The organism is Pseudomonas sp. GW821-FHT09E12, from assembly GCF_059416085.1.
The window spans coordinates 316,967-336,483 of record NZ_JBWKOM010000002.1 but is presented as its reverse complement, the minus strand read 5'-3'; the positions used below and the strand labels follow the sequence as shown (position 1 = coordinate 336,483).

At 64.7% G+C, this 19,517-nt stretch carries 17 protein-coding genes; 11 read left to right on the top strand and 6 right to left on the bottom strand.

The features are described 5' to 3' along the window. Positions 1-47: 47 nt before the first annotated feature. The gene (locus AC07PQ_RS06625) at positions 48-668 is read right to left on the bottom strand and encodes a TetR/AcrR family transcriptional regulator (protein ID WP_493185073.1); all 621 of its coding nucleotides are present in this window, start codon (positions 666-668) and stop codon (positions 48-50) included. A 239-nt stretch (positions 669-907) separates the two neighbouring features. Here AC07PQ_RS06625 and AC07PQ_RS06620 point away from each other — a divergent pair, with 239 nt between their 5' ends. The 3 genes from AC07PQ_RS06620 to copD all read left to right on the top strand — a co-directional run bounded on the left by AC07PQ_RS06620 (position 908) and on the right by copD (position 2,668). Continuing rightward, entirely contained in the window at positions 908-1,348 is a 441-nt protein-coding gene (locus AC07PQ_RS06620) for an acetyltransferase (protein ID WP_493185074.1), read from the top strand. A gap of 93 nt (positions 1,349-1,441) precedes the next feature. Continuing rightward, a complete protein-coding gene (gene copC / locus AC07PQ_RS06615) occupies positions 1,442-1,804 on the top strand; it encodes a copper homeostasis periplasmic binding protein CopC (RefSeq protein WP_007922200.1) in 363 nt (120 codons plus the stop codon). A gap of 3 nt (positions 1,805-1,807) precedes the next feature. Next, positions 1,808-2,668 carry a copper homeostasis membrane protein CopD gene (copD, locus tag AC07PQ_RS06610; protein WP_007922209.1) on the top strand — a complete coding sequence of 287 codons (861 nt, stop codon included), beginning with the start codon at positions 1,808-1,810 and terminating at the stop codon, positions 2,666-2,668. A gap of 129 nt (positions 2,669-2,797) precedes the next feature. Here copD and AC07PQ_RS06605 read toward each other — a convergent pair whose 3' ends face one another. Next, positions 2,798-3,943, bottom strand: coding sequence for an HlyD family secretion protein (locus AC07PQ_RS06605; RefSeq protein WP_493185075.1), 1,146 nt, complete (start codon positions 3,941-3,943; stop codon positions 2,798-2,800). Next, positions 3,940-5,607, bottom strand: a complete 1,668-nt coding sequence (locus AC07PQ_RS06600; protein WP_007922216.1) for an MFS transporter — start codon at positions 5,605-5,607, stop codon at positions 3,940-3,942. Before AC07PQ_RS06600 ends, AC07PQ_RS06605 begins: the two co-directional genes overlap by 4 nt. Before the next feature lie 273 nt (positions 5,608-5,880). On the opposite strand from AC07PQ_RS06600, the gene dapF reads away from it, so the two are divergent. Then, on the top strand, positions 5,881-6,675 hold the full coding sequence (gene dapF, locus AC07PQ_RS06595; RefSeq protein ID WP_493185076.1) for a diaminopimelate epimerase: 795 nt from the start codon (positions 5,881-5,883) through the stop codon (positions 6,673-6,675). A 42-nt stretch (positions 6,676-6,717) separates the two neighbouring features. On the opposite strand, the gene AC07PQ_RS06590 is transcribed toward dapF, so the two are convergent. After that, the gene (locus tag AC07PQ_RS06590) at positions 6,718-8,202 is read right to left on the bottom strand and encodes a DASS family sodium-coupled anion symporter (RefSeq protein WP_284168583.1); all 1,485 of its coding nucleotides are present in this window, start codon (positions 8,200-8,202) and stop codon (positions 6,718-6,720) included. A gap of 270 nt (positions 8,203-8,472) precedes the next feature. On the opposite strand from AC07PQ_RS06590, the gene AC07PQ_RS06585 reads away from it, so the two are divergent. Beyond that, positions 8,473-10,095, top strand: coding sequence for a methyl-accepting chemotaxis protein (locus AC07PQ_RS06585; protein ID WP_007923095.1), 1,623 nt, complete (start codon positions 8,473-8,475; stop codon positions 10,093-10,095). Positions 10,096-10,218: 123 nt separating this feature from the next. Beyond that, complete coding sequence (locus tag AC07PQ_RS06580; RefSeq protein ID WP_037034049.1) at positions 10,219-11,415, top strand: cyclic di-GMP phosphodiesterase; 1,197 nt, start codon at positions 10,219-10,221, stop codon at positions 11,413-11,415. 3 nt (positions 11,416-11,418) lie between these two features. On the opposite strand, the gene bkdR is transcribed toward AC07PQ_RS06580, so the two are convergent. Beyond that, positions 11,419-11,907, bottom strand: a complete 489-nt coding sequence (gene bkdR, locus AC07PQ_RS06575) for a Bkd operon transcriptional regulator BkdR (RefSeq protein ID WP_007923098.1) — start codon at positions 11,905-11,907, stop codon at positions 11,419-11,421. Between the two features lie 197 nt (positions 11,908-12,104). Between bkdR and AC07PQ_RS06570 the strand changes: the two genes are divergently transcribed. From AC07PQ_RS06570 to AC07PQ_RS06550, 5 genes are all read left to right on the top strand, one after another. Continuing rightward, on the top strand, positions 12,105-13,340 hold the full coding sequence (locus AC07PQ_RS06570; protein WP_493185077.1) for a 3-methyl-2-oxobutanoate dehydrogenase (2-methylpropanoyl-transferring) subunit alpha: 1,236 nt from the start codon (positions 12,105-12,107) through the stop codon (positions 13,338-13,340). Between the two features lies 1 nt (position 13,341). Continuing rightward, positions 13,342-14,400, top strand: a complete 1,059-nt coding sequence (locus AC07PQ_RS06565; RefSeq protein ID WP_007923101.1) for an alpha-ketoacid dehydrogenase subunit beta — start codon at positions 13,342-13,344, stop codon at positions 14,398-14,400. Next, complete coding sequence (locus tag AC07PQ_RS06560) at positions 14,401-15,690, top strand: dihydrolipoamide acetyltransferase family protein (RefSeq protein WP_007923102.1); 1,290 nt, start codon at positions 14,401-14,403, stop codon at positions 15,688-15,690. A gap of 3 nt (positions 15,691-15,693) precedes the next feature. After that, a complete protein-coding gene (gene lpdA, locus AC07PQ_RS06555) occupies positions 15,694-17,085 on the top strand; it encodes a dihydrolipoyl dehydrogenase (protein WP_493185078.1) in 1,392 nt (463 codons plus the stop codon). A 298-nt stretch (positions 17,086-17,383) separates the two neighbouring features. Beyond that, a complete protein-coding gene (locus tag AC07PQ_RS06550; protein WP_053260673.1) occupies positions 17,384-18,403 on the top strand; it encodes a branched-chain amino acid aminotransferase in 1,020 nt (339 codons plus the stop codon). 93 nt (positions 18,404-18,496) lie between these two features. Here AC07PQ_RS06550 and AC07PQ_RS06545 read toward each other — a convergent pair whose 3' ends face one another. Next, the gene (locus tag AC07PQ_RS06545) at positions 18,497-19,342 is read right to left on the bottom strand and encodes an N-acetylmuramoyl-L-alanine amidase (RefSeq protein ID WP_493185321.1); all 846 of its coding nucleotides are present in this window, start codon (positions 19,340-19,342) and stop codon (positions 18,497-18,499) included. Positions 19,343-19,517: the final 175 nt, after the last annotated feature.

The window sequence follows — 19,517 nt, the reverse complement described above, 5'->3', positions numbered from 1 at the left end:
CGCTGCGCTCGGCAGCGGCTACACGCCAACGCTCAGGGGGCGTCGTATCAGGGCTCCAGCCCGATCCCGCGCAGGATCACGCTGGTCACCGTCTGCACGGCCTTTTCGAACTGCATGTCCGACAGCGGCTGGTGTTCGTTGATGATCATGATCTGGTGGTCGAAGTCGGCGTAGTGCTGGGTCGAGGCCCAGATCATGTACAGCAGGCTCGACGGTTCCAGCGGCAGGATGCGCTGGTCTTCGACCCACTGGCGGATCTTCGCTTCCTTCATCTTCGCCCAGTCGTACAGGCTGGCGTCCAGCGCCTCGCCCAGGGTCGGCGCGCCGTGGATGATTTCGTTGGCCCAGACTTTCGAGCCATAGGGCCGGCTGCGCGAATGGTTCATCTTGGCGCGGATATAACTGCTGAGCACCACCCGCGGGTCGTCGAACATCTCGAAGCACAGCGCGTCCTGCTTCCACAGCTCCAGCAGTTCCAGCAGCACCGCGCTGTACAGCTCGCTCTTGGTGCTGAAGTAGTAATGCAGGTTGGAGCGCGGCAATTGCACCTCGGCGGCGATATCGGCCATGGCCGTGCCGCTGAAGCCTTTTTCGGCGAACACCTTTTCCGCCGCCAGGAGGATTTTTTCGACGTTGCTGCGACGGATCTCGATCTTGTGATTGCCCATAAGGGCTCCCTGAAAACAGTCTGCTGCAAGACTACCATCGGCCTTCGTACAAAAACGAAACTTCCTGCGCCCGGCTTTCCCCGGCAAAACCGATTGGTTAGGATCCCTCCCGCCTTATTCCCGGGCACCTGAAGTGTTCCGTCCAGGCGTTGATTCGCGACACGGACATGCAGGCAGGACTTTCGCCGCCGAACCCAGAGCGTTTCGGCCATCCTGCAACGCCGCTATGGAGCTTATCCATGAACATTCGCAAACGCCGGGCCGCGGACGATCCGCGGCTCGCCGCCCTGTGGGAACGCTCGGTACGGGCCACCCACGACTTTATCGCCGAAGACGACATCCAGCTGCTCTACCCTCTGGTGCGCGACACCTACCTGCCAGCCCTCGAAGCCTGGTTGCTGGAGGATGCCGACGGCACCCCGGCCGGCTTTATCGCCACCGCCGGCGACAAGGTGGAAATGCTGTTTATCGAACCGACCCGCCGTGGCCAGGGCGTCGGCCGGCAACTGCTCGACCATGTGCGCAGCCGGCATCCGCGGCTCAGCGTCGACGTCAACGAACAGAACCCCCAGGCCCATGGTTTTTATCGGCACTACGGTTTCGAAGACATCGGCCGCTCGGCAACCGACGGCCAGGGCCGGCCGTTCCCGATCATCCACATGCGCCTGAAAAGCGCTTGAACAGCGCGCCGATGTTTCATCCAGCGACCCGACCACGGTCCTTATACTCATCGACGCAGCGACCACCCGACACTCATTGAACAGGTATTTCCCATGCTGAAAAAACTGCTGACCACCAGCGCCCTGCTGGCCTCTCTCGTCGCCGCCTCTTCGGCCTTCGCCCACGCCCACCTGCAAAGCCAGGTCCCGGCCGCCGACAGCACGGTGAGCGCGCCAAGCGAGTTGCGCCTGGTGTTTTCCGAAGGCGTCGAGGCGGCCTTCACTAAAGTCAGCCTGAGCAAGGATGGCGCGGCGGTCGCCGTCAAGGCCCTGGCCACCGAAGGCGCGGACAAGAAGACCCTGGTCGTGACCCCGGCGGCACCGCTGGCGGCGGGCGCCTACAAGGTCGAGTGGCACGCGGTGTCGGTGGATACCCACACGAGCGAAGGCAGCTACAGCTTCAAGGTCGGCCAGTAACCGATGTCGACCCTGTTGGTGCTCTGCCGCTTCGTGCATTTCGCGGCCGTCCTGCTGCTGTTCGGGGCCTGGGTGTTCAGGCCCCTGCTGTTGGGGCGCGAGCCCGTTGCCGCCTTGGATCGCCGCCTGACGCGACTCGGCCGCGGGCTGGCCTGGACGGCCCTGGCCACCGGCATCTGCTGGTTGCTGCTGATCACCGCCAGCATGGCCGGCAGCGGCGCCGCGGCCCTGGACCCGGCGACCTTGCGACTGGTATTGGGCAAGACCTTTTTCGGCCAGGTGTGGAGCTGGCATCTGCTGCTCAATGGCGCGCTGGTGGTTCTGCTGCTGACCCGCCTGGGTGAGCGGCTGGCGCTGCGGCTGATCCTCGCCGCCCTGTTGCTGGCCACCCTCGCCCCCGTGGGCCACGGCGCCATGCTCGACGGCCTCAGCGGCCAGTTGCTGATCCTCAACCAGATCGTCCACCTGGGCTGCGTCAGCCTGTGGCTCGGCGGTTTGCTGGTGCTGCTGATGATTCTGCGGCAACCCGGCGAGCAGCCTCTGGAGCGGGTCCTACTGCGTTTCAGCGGCGTGGGTTACGGGCTCGTAGGTGGGTTGCTGGTCACGGGTCTGATCAATGTACGAGTGCTGACCGGCCAGCTGTGGCCGACACCGCTGCTGTCCGGCTTTGCCCTGATCCTGCTGATCAAGGTGCTGCTGGTGTGCGGCATGTTCGCCCTGGCCCTGTTCAACCGCCTGCGCATCGAGGACTGCCAGCAACGCCTGGGCACCCTGCGCCGCAGCGTGCTACTGGAATGGCTGCTGGGCATCGCCGCGGTGGCGGCCGTGTCGCTGCTCGGCACCTTGCCGCCTCTCACCGTCTGACACCCCGCCCGTCTTCTGTAGGAGCGAGGCTTGCCCGCGATAGGATCTTGAGTCCGACACCCACTCCGGACCTGTATCGACCGGGCTGGCGCCTTCGCGGGCAAGCCTCGCTCCTACACAAGCGTCGGATCATTCGACCCGGGCGTTGCCCTCCGCGGCCGTATCGATACTCACCACCACCGACATCCCCGGACGCAAGCGTTCGCTTTCTGCCTGGTCGGGGTCGACGGTGATGCGCACCGGTATCCGCTGGGCAATCTTGACGAAGTTGCCAGTGGCGTTATCGGCCTGCAACAGGGCGAACTCCGAACCGGTGGCCGGCGAAATGCGCTGCACATGGCCGTGGAATTTACGGTGGTCGAGCGCATCGACGGTGAAGCTTGCGGGCTGGCCGACACGGATGTTGTCCATCTGGGTTTCCTTCATGTTGGCGATCACCCAGAGCTGGTTCGGCACCAGCGCCATCAGCTGCGCCCCGGAATTGACGTAGGCCCCCAGGCGCACGCCGATCTGCCCCAGCTGGCCGTCGCGCGGCGCGGTGACCCGGGTGTTGGACAGGTCGATCCGCGCCAGTTGCACCGCCGCCTCGGCATTGGCCACCGCGGCCTCCAGCGAACCGCGATTGACGATCACCGTCTGCAGGTCCTGGCGGGCGATGTCCAGCTGCGCCTGGGCCTGGGCCACCGCGGCGAGGGTCTGGGCGTTGGCGGCGCGGGTCACGTCGAGGTCCCGCTGGGACACCGAACCGTCGGCGATCAGCTCCTGGTTACGCCGCAGGTCGGCGGCGCTCTTGCGTGCCTGGGCCTGGCTGTCGGCCAGCGCCGCCTGGCGCAGCTTGATGGTGGCTTCGGCGCTGTTGCGTTGCTGCACCACATTGGCCAGCGCCGCCTTCTGCGCCGCCAGCTGGGCCAGGGACTGCTCCAGGCGCTGCTTGTAGATGCGGTCGTCGAGGCGCACCAGCAGATCGCCGGCCTTGACGAACTGGAAGTCCTGCACCGGCACCTCGAACACATAACCGCTGAGCTGCGGCCCGATGATCGTCACCTGGCCGCGCACCAGGGCGTTCTCGGTGCTTTCGATGGGGCTGCTGAACGGCGGCAGCTGCCAGGCATAGAGCACGATCAATACTCCGGTGATGGCGATCGCGGCGAACCCCAGGGACGAGATGATCCGCACCCGTAGCGAACGCGGCTCGGTGATCGGCATCGACGGCGGCGCGCTGCCTTCCGGGGTCGAGGCAATGGCGTTGGTGGTGGTGATGGTCGGTTCGGTCATGAAGAAATGGCACCGCTGGGTTGGACGGGAGTCGGGGCTGGGGTTGCTGGCGCAACCGCCTTGGTCGTGCTCATCAGCCACAGGCTGCGAATGAAGATCCAGATCATGGTCAGCACGGCGATCACCGCGATCAGCATGAACACATCGTTGTAGGCCAGCACGTTGGCTTCGCGGGTGACGGCGCTGGCCAGGCTGCGGATGCCTTGCAGCTCGCGCGCCTGCGGGTCGGCGATGACCCGGCCGACGGCCGCCCCGCCGCTCTGCACCCGGCCCAGCACCCGTGGGTCCATCAGCACCAGTTGCTCGACGATATGGCTGGAATGGTATTTCTCGCGGACGATCTGGAAGGTCCCCAGCAGCGCCGAGCCGATCAGCCCGCCGAGGTTCTGGCAGATGCCAAACAGCACCGAGAAGCTCACCAGGTTGCGCGGATTGGTCAGCACGTTGCGCGTGCCCAGGACCATGGTCGGGCCAAGAAAGAAGGTGCCGCCAAAGGCCAGCAGGAACTGGCTGAAATACATGTTGGCCGGGCGCGTGAGGTTATTGGAGAAGCTGTCCATCACCGAGCCCACGGCCATCAGCGCCAGGGAGATGATCAGCGGCATCAACAGGTGCGCCGGGTTGATGGTCAGGGCACTGGTGGCCAGGCCCGCGATGCTGCCCAGCAGCATCACCCCATACAGCAGGCGCATCTGCTGGCTGCTCATGTTCAGCGCCTGGAGAAACCCCACGGCGCCGGTGGACTGCTCGGACAGCACCATGCGAATCAGGATCACTGCCAGGGCCAGGCGGATCGCCGCCCCGCTGCCCAGCCAGCGGGTCATCAGCATCGGGTTGCGGCGGTTATGTTCGATGGCCAGGCCGGCGAGGATCAGCACGATCGAACCGGCGCTCGCGTAGCCGATCCACGGCGCCTCCAGCCACCAGTCGATGCGCCCCAGGGACAGCACGGCGCAGAGCAGCGCGACGCCGCTGGCGAGGATGGCGAAGGTCAGGAAATCGAGTTTCTCGAAGGTGCGGAAACGGTCGCCGGGCGGCAGCTTGAGCAGGAACACGCAGCCCAGGGACGCCAGCGCCAGCCCCAGTTCGAACAGGTACAGGCCGCGCCATTCGGCGATCTGCAGCAGGTCTTCGGAAAACAGCCGCGCCAGGGGCAAAGCCAGTTGCGAGGCGCCCAGCCCGAGCACCAGGGCTTTCATCCGCCACTTGGCCGGGAACGCCTGGACCATGTAGTACAGGCCCAGGGAGCTCAGGGCCGCGCCGACCATGCCGTGGGCCGCGCGCACGGCGATGGCCGAACTCAGGTCGTTGACGAACAGGTGGCCGAAGGTCACCAGCGCATAGAGCACCAGGAACACCTCGGTAAAGGCGCGCAGGCCGAACTGCTGGCGAAACTTCACCAGCAGCAGGTTCATCGACACGTTGGTCATCACGTAGGCGGCCGGCAGCCAGGCCATTTCCGCGGTGGTCGCGCCCAGGGCGCCTTGCAGATACGGCAGGTTGGCGATCACCAACGAGTTGCCGAGGCCGCCGGTGATCGCCACCAGCAAACCGACCAGGGCATAGGCCAGGCGCTTGTGGGTGGGGTGCAGCGGCGTCGAGGGGGAACCGGGCAAGCTGGGCTTTTCGTGGGGTTGCCAGTTGCGCGGGGCGTAACTATCCATTTATTGACCTTGCCATTGCGTGAGCTTGTTCCATGTCCGCCCAAGTGGCGGACGATCCAGAGTTGTTCCGGATTGTCCGGCAGTTTGCCGGAACCTGAGGCGTCTTTGTAGGAGCGAGCTTGCTCGCGATAGCGGTGTGCCTGGCTGGCCGCGGTACCCGTATCGCCAGCAAGCTGGCTCCTACAGATCATTTCTTGCGACGTCGCATTTACCATTGCCGCCCCTGCCCCTCTAGAATCAACCTCCCCTTGCGCTCCAGCCGCGGAGACCTCCATGCCCCTGCCTTTTCAGAAGCTGCATGCCAATGGCGACGACTTCATGCTGGTCGATGCCCGCGGGCGCGACAACCCGATCACCGCCGAGCTGGCCAGGGCCTTGGGCGACCGCCATCGCGGCGTGGGTTTCAATCAACTGGTGGTGCTCAGCGATTGCCCCGAGACGGCGGCGCAACTGACTTTCTGGAATGCCGATGGTTCCAGCCTGAGCACCTGCGGCAGCGCCACCCGCGGCGCGGCCGACCTGCTGATGCGCGAAAGCGGCGCAGACTCGGTATGGGTGAAAACCGTGCGCGGCATCCAGCACTGCACGCGCCTGGACGATCAGTCGGTAGCGGTGGAGATGGGCGTGGCGCAATTTGCCTGGCAGGACATTCCGCTGGCGACGGCCCTCGACAGCCTGGCCCTGCCCCTGCCCGGCGAGCCGGCGGCGTGCAGCATGGGCAATCCGCACTGCACGTTTTTCGTCGAGGATGTGCAAGCCATCGATGTGGCCACCCTCGGTCCGCGGATCGAGGCGCACCCGCTGTTCCCGCGCAAGACCAATGTGCATTTCGTCCAGGTCATCGACCGGCAGACCATTCGCCTGCGCATCTGGGAACGCAACGGCGCCATCCCTCTGGGTTCCGGCTCATGCTCTTGCGGCGCGGCGGTCAACGGCATCCGCCGCGGCCTGCTGGACAGCCCGGTGCGGGTGCTGTGCGACGGCGGTCCGGTGACCGTCAGCTGGGACGGCCAGGGCCAGGTGCGGCTGGCCGGCAGCGTGACCAAGGTCTTCAGCGGCTGGCTGTGAATCCTGGGCGCCTGCCCGGCAAGGCGCACCCAGGAGAGCGGGCTAGAGCCAGCCCAGCCATTTCCACCAGGTCATGGCGAACACCAGCATCAACAGGTAGCCCAGCAGCGTCACCAGCAGCCCGACCTTGGCGAACTGGCGAGCGGTGAAGGTCTCGGTGCCCAGGCAGACCATGTTCTGCGGCGCATTGATCGGCAGGATAAACCCGTAGCTGACGACGAACCCCAGCAGCATGGTCATGCCCAGGCGGCTGAACTCGCCCGGCAGGGTCTGCAACACGGCGATCAGGATCGGCAGCAAGGCCGAGGTCAGGGCCGTGGCGCTGGCGAACCCCAGGTGGATGAGGATCAGGAAGGCCGCGAGGATCGCGAACACCGCCAACGGCCCCACCTGGTCCAGCCCGGTGTGGGCCACCACCTGGCTCCCCAGCCATTGCCCGGCCTGGGTGCTGAGCAGCGCCGAACCGAGGCTGATGCCGACCCCGAAGACAATCACCGTGCCCCAGGGAATCCGGGCCTGCACGTCCTTCCAGGTCATGATGCCGATCCGCGGCAGCAGCAGGATCACCAGCCCGGCGTAGGTGGTGGTCGTGGTGTCGAACGGGTGCAGCTTGCCCTCGGTGGACCAGGCCAGGAGCAGCAGCAACGACACCGCCAGCAGGCGCTTCTGCGGCCCGGTCATGGGCCCGATGTCCGCCAGGGACCGGGCCACCGCCTCCTTGCCGCCGGGAATGCTGTCGGTTTCCGGGGGCAGCAGTTTCAGCACCAGCCACAGCAGCACCAGGGACATGATCACCGCCCAGGGCGCCCCGGCGATCAGCCAGTCGAGCCAGGCCACACGCTGGCCGAGCATCTTGTCCATGAAGCCCACAGTCAGCAGGTTCTGCGCCGCGGCGGTCTGGATGCCGACGTTCCAGATGCTGGTGCCCTGGGCCACGACGATCATCAGCCCGGCGGCGATGTTCGAGCGCTTGTCGACGCCGAACGCGGCAATCACCCCCATCATGATCGGCACCACGCAGGCGCTGCGGGCGGTGGCGCTGGGCACCAGCAGGCTGAGGAGGATGGTCACGGCGATGGCGCCGACCAGGATCCGCCGGGTGCTGGTGCCGACCCGGGTCAGGGTCACCAGGGCGATGCGCCGGTCGAGGCCGGTGTGGGTCATGGCGGCGGCGATGAACAAGGCGCCGGCCACCAGGGCCAGGGCCGAATTGGAGAAACCGGTCAGGGCCAGGCTGATAGCCGCCGAGCTGCCGTAGAGCTGCGTCGGGTCCTGCAAGGTCGGCGCGGTGCCGACCAGGAAGGCCATCAGGGCGGTGATCATGATGGCGCTGGCCTCGTAGGACACCGCCTCGCTGACCCACACCACCACCGCGAACGCCAGGATCGCCAGCATCCGATGCCCCGCCACCGGCAGGTCGGCGGGCAGCGGCAACAGCAGCACGCCCACCATCGCCAGCACGGCGACCAGCAAGCCGATCGGTAAGGCGGCCTTGGCCGCGGGCGCCGTTGTCACAGGCTGGGTCATGGGCCTTGTTCCTTTTACTGGAGGGGGTCGCAGCATGCCCCACAAGCCTTCGAGGCACGTTGATAAGGGTCAAGCCCGCTGGTTTGCCTGCCCTCACGGCGCAACTGTGACGACGGCCGACCCGGCACCCGTTGTCGGAACGAAAGAACTTCGTCGAAATATTTTTTACATCGCTACAGATTTTTCATCTCTTTGAGGCCAGAGTGATAACAAGGCGACAGGGAGTCGAAATATGACCGGTTGTATCACTCCAACCTGCAAGGTGCCTGTATGACAACAAGAAATATGAAACTGACCTTCAGGGCGCTCCTGAGTTTTGGCGCCATCTGTGTGTTGTTGATCGCTCTGGGAGGCTTGGTACTGTGGAAAATGGAGCAGATTCACGAAGCGGCCGTGGACCTGCAAAGCAACTGGATGCCGAGCGTCAGGCAAGCCGCGAAAATCGAATCCGCCACCTTGCGCGTGCGCCTGGAGGCCCTGCATTACGCCACTGAGGACGAGAGCCTGAAAGGCGCCTCCCTGGACAAGCTAGCCGGTTTGAAAAACACCCTGGCCCTGGCCATCAAGGACTACGAGCCGCTGATTTCCAGCAACGAGGAAAAGGCCATCTACGAACAGGTCCGACGCGGCGCCCAGGACTACCTGGACAAGCTGATGGTGATGATCGACACCAGCAAGACCAACACCGCCGAACAGACCAATACCTACATCAACCAGGTCACGGTGCCGCTGGCCAACACCCTGCAAAGCGCCATCGAGGCGCTGATCCGCATCAATGAGGCCGGTGCCGAGCAGTCGGCCTTGACGGCCGATGCCCAGTTCAATAGCGGCCTGACCCTGACCTCGGCGATCATCGTCCTGGCCATTATCCTGACCATCCTGATTGCCACCCTGTTCACCCGCAGCATCATCCGTCCGGTGCTGTCGCTGCTGGCCACCACGCAGAAAATCGCCGAGGGCGACCTGCGCACGCAGGTGGAAGTCAGCGGTCGGGACGAACTCACCGACCTGCAGAAATCCACCCAGGCCATGCTCGACAGCCTGAAATCCACCATCCGCCACATCGCCGACTCTTCGACCCAGCTGGCCTCCGCCGCCGAGGAAATGAGCGCCATCACCCGCGAGTCCAACGCGGGCATCCAGCAACAGAGCATGGAGACCGACCAGGCTGCCACAGCGGTCAACGAAATGACCGCCGCGGTCGAGGAAGTGGCGCGCAACGCGGTGTCCGCCTCGCAGTCGACCCAGGCCTCGGAGCGCTCGGCGAGCATGGGCAAGGAGCGGGTCGAGCAGACCATCCACTCCATCGAGAAACTCACCAGCACCGTGGAAAACACCCGGGTGGAAATGGCCGGCCTGGCCCAGCAGGCCCAGGACATCACCAAGGTCCTGGACGTGATCCGGGCGATTGCCGAACAAACCAACCTGCTGGCCCTCAACGCCGCCATCGAGGCGGCTCGGGCTGGCGAACAGGGTCGCGGCTTCGCCGTGGTCGCCGACGAGGTACGCGCCCTCGCCCACCGCACCCAGCTCTCGACCCAGGAAATCGAGCAGATGATCCAGGGCATCCAGTCCGGCTCAAGCAAGGCTATGCTGTCCATGCAGCAAAGCAGCGAGGACGCCAGCCAAACCCTGAGCATCGCCCATGAGGCCGGCAACGCCATCGCTCACATCACCCAGGCCATCAGCGACATCAACGAACGTAACCTGATGATCGCCACCGCCTCGGAGGAACAGGCCCAGGTAGCGCGCTCGGTGGACCAGAACCTGATGAGCATCCGCGACCTGTCGCTGCAAAGCTCTTCGGCCGCCAGCCAGACGTCTATCGCCAGCAGTGAACTGTCGACCCTGGCGGTGAGTCTGAACAAACTGGTGGCACGCTTCTCCCTTTGACCGCCGGCGCGGCCGCCTCGCGCCCGGTTGTGCAGTTCAGGACAGTCACGGCAAGGAGCCTTATTGTCCGGTGTCGGCGGGTCCCTCGACCCGCCGGCAGCGGATCGGCTGGAGGATTTCAGCGTGCTCAAACGTATTTCCATCGATCAGTTGCGCATCGGGATGTACATCCACCAGTTCTGCGGCTCGTGGCTTGACCACTCGTTCTGGAAAGCCGGTTTCGTGCTCAAGAGCCAGACCGATTACCAGCGCCTGCGCCAGTCCAAGGTCAGCGAGCTGTGGATCGACTCGGCCAAAGGCCTGGACCTGCCGCAAGACGGCCAGGCGCCTGCCCCCGCCCCGGAGCCGCCGCGCGCCCGCGATGCGCAGCCGCGGGTGGAGCGCGCCGAGGAAATCCAGCGCGCGATGAAACTCTGCACCCGCTCGAAACACGCGGTCATGGCGATGTTCCAGGAAGTGCGCATGGGCAAGGCCATCGAGCTGGCCCAGGTCGACGATCTGGTGTACGAGCTTTCCAACTCGCTGCTGCGCCACCCCGACATGCTGATCAGCCTGGCCCGGCTGAAGACTGTCAACGACTACACCTACATGCACTCGGTGGCGGTGTGCGCGCTGATGGTGGCGGTGGCCCGGCAGTTGGAGCTGCCGGAAGCCCAGGTGCACCAAGCCGGGGTCGCCGGGCTGCTGCACGACATCGGCAAACTGACCATCCCCGACAGCATCCTCAACAAACCGGAGAAACTCTCCGCCGCCGAGTTCGAACAGATCAAGCAGCACCCGGTCGCTGGCAGCGCGATCCTGCGGCAGAACCCGCAGGTGGACGCGCTGGTGCTGGACGTGTGCCTGCACCATCACGAAAAGATCGACGGCAGCGGCTATCCGCACAACCTGGTGGGCGAGCAGATCAGCCTGTTCGCACAAATGGGTGCGGTCTGCGATGTGTACGACGCGGTGACCTCGACCCGCCCCTACAACCGTGGCTGGGACCCCGCCGAAACGCTGCAGCGCATGTCCGGCTGGACCGGGCATTTCTCCCCCCGAGTACTCCAGGCCCTGGTGAAAAGCGTCGGCATCTACCCGGTGGGTTCCCTGGTGCGCCTGCACAGCGGGCAGCTGGCGGTGGTGCTGGAGCAAAACCCCGATTCGCTGTTGATGCCCAAGGTCAAGGTGTTCTTCTCCAGCCGCTCGAAAATGCCCCTGCCGCAACGGGTCCTCGACCTCTCACGGGGCCGGGACGAAGAACGCATCGTCGGTCGCGAAGCCCTGGAAGACTGGGACTTCAAACAACTCCAACAACTGTGGAGCGACATGTCCGCCTGAACCTCAACTGCCCAGGGTCAAGCCATTGGCCGGCAGCGGCAGCGCGGTCTTGTAGCGCACCTGCTTGAGGGCGAAGCTGGAGCGGATGTTGGCCACGCCGGGCACCTTGGTCAGGAAGTCCATCATGAAGCGCTCCAGGGCCTGGATGGTCGGCACCAGCACGCGGATCAGGTAGTCCGGATCGCCGGCCATCAGGTAGCACTCCATGACTTCCGGGCGGTCGGCGATGGCCTCTTCGAAATGCTGCAGCGCCTCTTCCACCTGCTTCTCCAGGCTGACGTGAATGAACACGTTGACGTGCAGCCCCAGCAGGTCGGCATCCAGCAGGGTCACCTGCTCGCGGATCAGCCCCAGCTCCTCCATGGCGCGCACGCGGTTGAAGCACGGGGTGGGCGAAAGGTTCACCGAACGGGCGAGGTCGGCGTTGGTGATGCGGGCGTTCTCCTGGAGGCTGTTGAGAATGCCGATGTCGGTACGGTCCAGTTTGCGCATGAGACAAATCAACCTGTTTTTTATGTTTATGCAGATTTTTTATCTGCAAATCATCCTGAGCGCAACGAAACAGAGATAAATATTCTCCTTGGCCCGGCCTATGATTGTTGTAGGACAAGATTTCCCTTACCCAGGGAATGACTGTCAGCTAAGCGCGCCCACTACAAGAAATTCACAAGATCGAGCGTAGACAAGCCATGACCCAAGCGTACGAACCGCTGCGCCTGCACGTGCCCGAACCCTCAGGCCGTCCCGGTTGCAAAACCGACTTCTCCTACCTGCGTCTGACCGACGCCGGCACGGTGCGCAAACCCCCAATCGATGTAGAACCCGCCGACACCGCCGACCTGGCCCGTGGCCTGACTCGCGTGCTCGACGACCAGGGCAATGCCTTGGGCGAATGGGCCGAAGGCGTGCCGGCCGAGGTCCTGCGCCAGGGCATGCGCGCCATGCTCAAGACCCGGACCTTCGACAACCGCATGGTGGTCGCCCAGCGCCAGAAGAAGATGTCGTTCTACATGCAGAGCCTCGGCGAGGAAGCCATCGGCAGCGCCCAGGCCCTGGCACTGAACATCGACGACATGTGCTTCCCCACCTACCGCCAGCAAAGCATCCTGATGGCCCGCGACGTGCCGCTGGTGGACATGATCTGCCAGCTGTTGTCCAACGAGCGCGATCCGCTCAAGGGCCGCCAGCTGCCGATCATGTATTCGGTGAAAGAGGCCGGTTTCTTCACCATCTCCGGCAACCTGGCCACCCAGTTCGTGCAAGGCGTGGGCTGGGGCATGGCCTCGGCGATCAAGGGCGATACCAAGATCGCCTCGGCCTGGATCGGCGACGGCGCCACCGCCGAGTCGGACTTCCACACCGCCCTGACCTTCGCCCACGTGTACCGCGCGCCGGTGATCCTCAACGTGGTCAACAACCAGTGGGCGATCTCCACCTTCCAGGCCATCGCCGGCGGTGAAGCCACCACCTTCGCCGGACGCGGCGTCGGTTGCGGCATCGCCTCGCTGCGGGTGGACGGCAACGATTTCATCGCGGTCTACGCCGCGTCCCGCTGGGCTGCCGAACGCGCCCGGCGCAACCTCGGCCCGACCCTGATCGAATGGGTCACCTATCGCGCCGGCCCGCACTCCACCTCCGACGACCCGTCCAAGTACCGCCCGGCCGACGACTGGAGCCACTTCCCCCTCGGCGACCCGATCGCCCGCCTCAAGCAACACCTGATCAAGATCGGCCAATGGTCCGAAGAGGAACACGCCGCGGTCAGTGCCGAACTGGAAGCCGAAGTCATCGCCGCGCAGAAGCAGGCCGAGCAGTACGGCACCCTCGCCGGCGGGCAGATCCCCAGCGCCGCGACCATGTTCGAGGACGTGTACAAGGAAATGCCCGAGCACCTCAAGCGCCAACGCCAGCAACTGGGAATCTGACATGAACGACCACAACAACAATATCCAGTTGGAAACCGCCATGACCACGACCACCATGACCATGATCCAGGCCCTGCGCTCGGCCATGGATGTGATGCTAGAGCGTGACGACAACGTGGTGGTGTTCGGCCAGGACGTCGGTTATTTCGGCGGCGTGTTCCGTTGCACCGAGGGCCTGCAGACCAAGTACGGCACCTCGCGGGTGTTCGACGCACCGATCTCGGAAAGCGGCATCGTCGGCGTCGCTGTTGGCATGGGCGCCTACGGCCTGCGCCCGGTGGCGGAAATCCAGTTCGCCGACTACGTCTACCCGGCCTCGGACCAGATCATCTCCGAAGCGGCGCGCCTGCGTTATCGCTCCGCCGGCCAGTTCACCGCCCCCATGACCCTGCGCATGCCCTGCGGTGGCGGCATCTACGGCGGCCAGACCCACAGCCAGAGTATCGAGGCGATGTTCACCCAGGTCTGTGGCCTGCGCACCGTGATGCCGTCCAACCCCTACGACGCCAAGGGCCTGCTGATCGCCTCCATCGAAAACGATGACCCGGTGATCTTCCTCGAGCCCAAGCGCCTGTACAACGGCCCGTTCGACGGCCACCACGACCGCCCGGTAACCCCCTGGTCGAAACACCCCTCGGCCCAGGTGCCGGACGGCTACTACAAGGTGCCGCTGGACGTCGCCGCCATTGCCCGCCCGGGCAAGGACGTCACCGTGCTGACCTACGGCACCACGGTGTATGTCTCGCAAGTGGCCGCCGAGGAAACCGGGATCGACGCCGAAGTCATCGACTTGCGCAGCCTGTGGCCGCTGGACCTGGAAACCATCGTCAAGTCGGTGAAAAAGACCGGCCGCTGCGTGGTGGTCCACGAAGCCACCCGCACCTGCGGGTTCGGCGCCGAGCTGGTGTCGCTGGTGCAAGAACACTGCTTCCACCACCTGGAAGCGCCTATCGAGCGCGTGACCGGTTGGGACACCCCCTACCCGCACGCGCAGGAGTGGGCGTATTTCCCTGGCCCGTCCCGAGTGGGCGCGGCTTTGCAACGGGTCATGGAGGTCTGAATGGGCACGCACGTAATCAAGATGCCGGACATCGGCGAAGGCATCGCAGAAGTAGAACTGGCGCAGTGGCACGTCAAGGTCGGCGACCTGGTGGTCGAGGACCAGGTGCTGGCCGACGTCATGACCGACAAGGCCATGGTCGATATCCCCTCCCCGGTGCACGGCAAGGTCCTATCCCTGGGCGGCCAGCCCGGCGAAGTCATGGCAGTGGGCAGCATATTGATCAGCATCGAGGTCGAAGGCGCCGGCAACCTCAAGGCGTCCGATCAGCTGGTCAAGGAACCCGCGGTTATTAAACAAGCAGCACCCGCAGTAGCAGCGCCCAAGGTCGAGGCCGCGCCAGTGGTCGAAAGCAAACCCGCCGCCGCTTGCCGCCCCGCGCCACAGGCGCCGGTAGCCCGCGACGCCGACGAGCGCCCGCTGGCCTCCCCGGCCGTGCGCAAGCATGCGCTGGACCTGGGCATCCAGCTGCGCCTGGTGCAGGGCAGCGGCCCGGCCGGCCGCATCCTCCACGAAGACCTGGACGCCTACCTGGCCCAGGGCAATCAGCGCGCCCAGAGCGGCTCGGCGCCATCCGGCTATGCCCAGCGTCATGACGAGGAACAGATCCCGGTGATCGGCATGCGCCGCAAGATCGCCCAGCGCATGCAGGAAGCCACCCAGCGCGCCGCCCACTTCAGTTATGTCGAGGAAATCGACGTCACCGCCGTGGAAGAACTGCGCGCGCACCTCAATGAAAAACACGGCGCCACCCGCGGCAAGCTGACCCTGCTGCCATTCCTGGTGCGGGCCCTGGTCGTGGCCCTGCGTGACTTCCCGCAGATCAACGCGCGTTACGACGACGAAGCCCAGGTCATCACCCGCCACGGCGCGGTGCATGTCGGGGTGGCCACGCAAAGCGACGTCGGCCTGATGGTGCCGGTGGTGCGTCATGCCGAAGCCCGCAGCCTGTGGGACAGCGCCACGGAAATCGCGCGCCTGGCCACAGCCGCGCGCACGGGCAAGGCGGCCCGCGACGAACTGTCCGGCTCGACCATCACCCTGACCAGCCTCGGCGCCCTGGGCGGCATCGTCAGCACGCCGGTGCTGAACCTGCCGGAAGTGGCGATCGTCGGAGTGAACAAGATCGTCGAACGGCCAATGGTGATCAAAGGCCAGATCGTGGTCCGCAAGATGATGAACCTCTCCAGTTCCTTCGATCACCGGGTGGTCGACGGCATGGACGCGGCGCTCTTCATCCAGGCCATTCGCGGCCTGCTCGAACAACCCGCCAGCCTGTTTCTGGAGTAACCCATGCAACAGACTCTGAACACTACATTGCTGATCATCGGCGGTGGCCCTGGCGGCTATGTGGCGGCGATCCGCGCCGGCCAGCTGGGCATCTCGACCATCCTGGTGGAAGGCCAGGCGCTGGGTGGCACCTGCCTGAACATCGGCTGCATCCCGTCCAAGGCGCTGATCCATGTCGCCGAGCAGTTCCAGCAGACCCGCCATCACAGCCAGGGCTCGGCCCTGGGCATCAACGTCTCGGCGCCGACCCTGGACATCGGCAAGAGCGTGGAATGGAAGGACGGCATCGTCGACCGCCTGACCACCGGCGTCGCCGCCCTGCTGAAAAAGCACAAGGTCCAGGTGATCCATGGCTGGGCCAAGGTCGTCGATGGCAAGACCGTGGACATCGAAGGCGCCGACACCCGCATCCAGTGCGAGCACCTGCTGCTGGCCACCGGTTCGAAAAGCGTCAATCTGCCGATGCTGCCGCTTGGCGGGCCGATCATCTCCTCCACCGAAGCCCTGGCGCCCAAGGCCCTGCCCAAGCGCTTGATCGTGGTCGGCGGCGGCTATATCGGCCTGGAGCTGGGCATCGCCTACCGCAAGCTCGGCGCCGAGGTCAGCGTGGTCGAGGCCCAGGAACGCATCCTGCCGGCCTATGACAGCGAACTGACCCAGCCGGTGCTCGAATCGGTGAAGCAACTGGGGATCAAGCTCTACCTCAAGCACAGCGTCGAAGGCTTCGATGCCGGCACCCACACCTTGCAGGTGCGTGACCCGAACGGCGACAGCCTGCAGCTGGAAACCGACCAGGTGCTGGTGGCGGTCGGGCGCAAGCCGAACACCCAGGGCTGGAACCTCGAAGCGCTGAACCTGGAGATGAACGGCTCGGCCCTGCGCATCGACAAACGCTGCCAGACCAGCATGCGCAATGTCTGGGCGATCGGCGACCTCGCCGGCGAACCGATGCTCGCGCACCGGGCCATGGCCCAGGGCGAGATGGTCGCCGAGCTGATCGCCGGCCAGCATCGGGAATTCAACCCGACGGCCATTGCCGCGGTGTGCTTCACCGACCCGGAACTGGTGGTGGTCGGCAAGACCCCGGACGAGGCCAAGGCCGCCGGCCTGGACTGCATCGTGTCGAGCTTCCCGTTCGCCGCCAACGGCCGCGCCATGACCCTGGAATCGAAAAGCGGTTTCGTGCGGGTGGTGGCACGCCGTGACAATCACCTGATTGTCGGCTGGCAGGCGGTGGGCGTCGGCGTGTCCGAGCTGTCCACGGCCTTCGGCCAGTCCCTGGAAATGGGCGCGCGCCTGGAAGATATCGCCGGCACCATCCACGCCCATCCGACCCTGGGCGAGGCGGTACAGGAAGCGGCATTGCGGGCCCTGGGCCACGCCTTGCATCTGTAAACGCCACACCGGGAGGCAACCCCGCCCCTGTAGCCGCTGCCGCAGGCTGCGATAAGGCCCGCAGGGCCTTCCAGGATCTCAAGAGTACGTCCTCTTCGAGGCCGATCGCAGCCTTCGGCAGCGGCTACAGGGTTCGCTCCACAGGACGACAGGAGGGTTCATGAGCAGCTGGTTTTTTTGCTGCCCCTCCCATCGCCCGGGATGCGGTGCCCCCCCGGAATGCAGTATTGTTGTGCCCATCCAAAAAACGTCAGAAGCCTTGAGCCGTTGCGACGGTTGTTAAGCGATAGAGGGTGTCATGGGTAACGAAAGCATCAATTGGGACAAGCTGGGTTTTGACTACATCAAGACAGACAAGCGCTATCTGTCGCACTGGCGGAACGGCGAGTGGGACAAAGGCACCCTGACCGAAGATAACGTGCTGCACATCAGCGAAGGCTCCACCGCCCTTCACTATGGCCAGCAGTGCTTCGAAGGCCTGAAGGCCTACCGCTGCAAGGACGGTTCGATCAACCTGTTCCGCCCGGACCAGAACGCCGCCCGCATGCAGCGCAGCTGCGCGCGCCTGCTGATGCCACAGGTGTCCACCGAGCAGTTTGTCGAAGCGTGCAAGCAAGTGGTACGCGCCAACGAACGCTTCATCCCGCCTTACGGCACCGGCGGCGCGCTGTACCTGCGCCCGTTCGTGATCGGCGTGGGTGACAACATCGGCGTGCGTACCGCCCCCGAGTTCATCTTCTCGATCTTCGCCATTCCGGTCGGCGCCTACTTCAAGGGCGGCCTGACCCCGCACAACTTCCTGATCTCCACCTACGATCGCGCGGCGCCACAGGGCACCGGCGCGGCCAAGGTCGGTGGCAACTACGCCGCCAGCCTGATGCCAGGTTCGGAAGCCAAGAAGAAGCACTTCGCCGACTGCATCTACCTGGACCCGCTGACGCACTCGAAGATCGAGGAAGTCGGTTCGGCCAACTTCTTCGGCATCACCTTTGATAACAAATTCGTCACGCCGAAGTCGCCGTCGGTACTGCCGGGCATCACTCGCCTGTCGCTGATCGAACTGGCCAAGACCCGCCTGGGCCTGGAAGTGATCGAAGGCGACGTGCTGATCGACAAGCTGTCGGACTTCAAGGAAGCCGGCGCCTGCGGTACCGCCGCGGTGATCACGCCGATCGGCGGCATCGAGTACCAGGACAAGCTGCACGTGTTCTACAGCGAAAAAGAAGTCGGCCCGATCACCCAGAAGCTCTACAAAGAGCTGACCGGGGTACAGACCGGCGACGTCGAAGCGCCAGCCGGCTGGATCGTCAAGGTCTGACCTGACGCCCCCCGGCAGTAAAAAGCCCGCCTTTCACTTGCGTGATCGGCGGGCTTTTTCATGGTGGTCACACGGCTCTGAAAACCTGTGCCCCTAGCCGAGAGCCGCCACTTCCGGCGGCAGCAGAATGGCGCTCGCCTTGTCCTTGCCGTGATATTTGTCGATCAGGGAAAACAGGATGGCCGCTGTGCGGATATCCACGATCCCGCTGACATTCTCCTGGTTAAAGCGCATCTGGAAGGCTTCCACCACCCTTTCCGGTTGTTGCTCCAGATAGCCATAACCATAGGTTTGCAGCGCCTTCGTGACCTGGACCATGCTCGGCGGCGACACGCTGAAGCGAGTCAGGTAGTCGTCAATGGTGCGCTCGTCGGGCCAGGCGCCAATGCCGGCTTCGGCAAGCCGTTTCCAGGGAAAGAACGGCCCCGGATCGATCTTGCGCCCGGGGGCGATATCCGAGTGCCCGACGATGTCCGTCGGCTGTATGTCGTACTTCCTGACCAGGTCCCGGGTCAGGCTGATCAACAGTTCTATCTGCTGCTCGTTGTAGGGCTCGCCCAGCAACTGGCCGGTGTCCTTGTCCCAGCCAGCGTTGACAATCTCGATCCCGAGCGAGGTGTCATTCAGGTTGCTGCGGTTCTTCCACTGGCTCACTCCCGCATGCCAGGAGCGGTCGTGGTCATCGACCAACTGGTCGGCCACCGGCAGGCCCTTGTAGGTCTTCGGCCGGTCGGGAATCAGGTAGTTGGCGCTGACGTGTTCCGATCGCGTCAGCGTTTCGAAGGACTGCGCCTGATCGAGCGCGGTGTAGTGCAGGACCAGGAAACGGATCCGATGGTTCTTCGCCACCGCCCTTTCGCCTTTCGAAAGGACGTAGCCCTCTTTCTCCGTGAGCCTGGCCTCGGAGGTGTCTTGGTTGCTGCTGGTACAACCGGTCATCGCCAGCAAGAGGCTTAAGACCGTGGTGTATTTCTTCATGACTTGCCCTTGAACGTTGCTTTCCTTTTCCCGCCTGGCTTGCTGCGTTGCAGGCCTGCGGAGCGGCGCATGCTAGGGACCGGGAGGAAAGACTGTCTTTAGGAAAAGTCCGAAAGTCGCTGAGAAAGTCCGACGA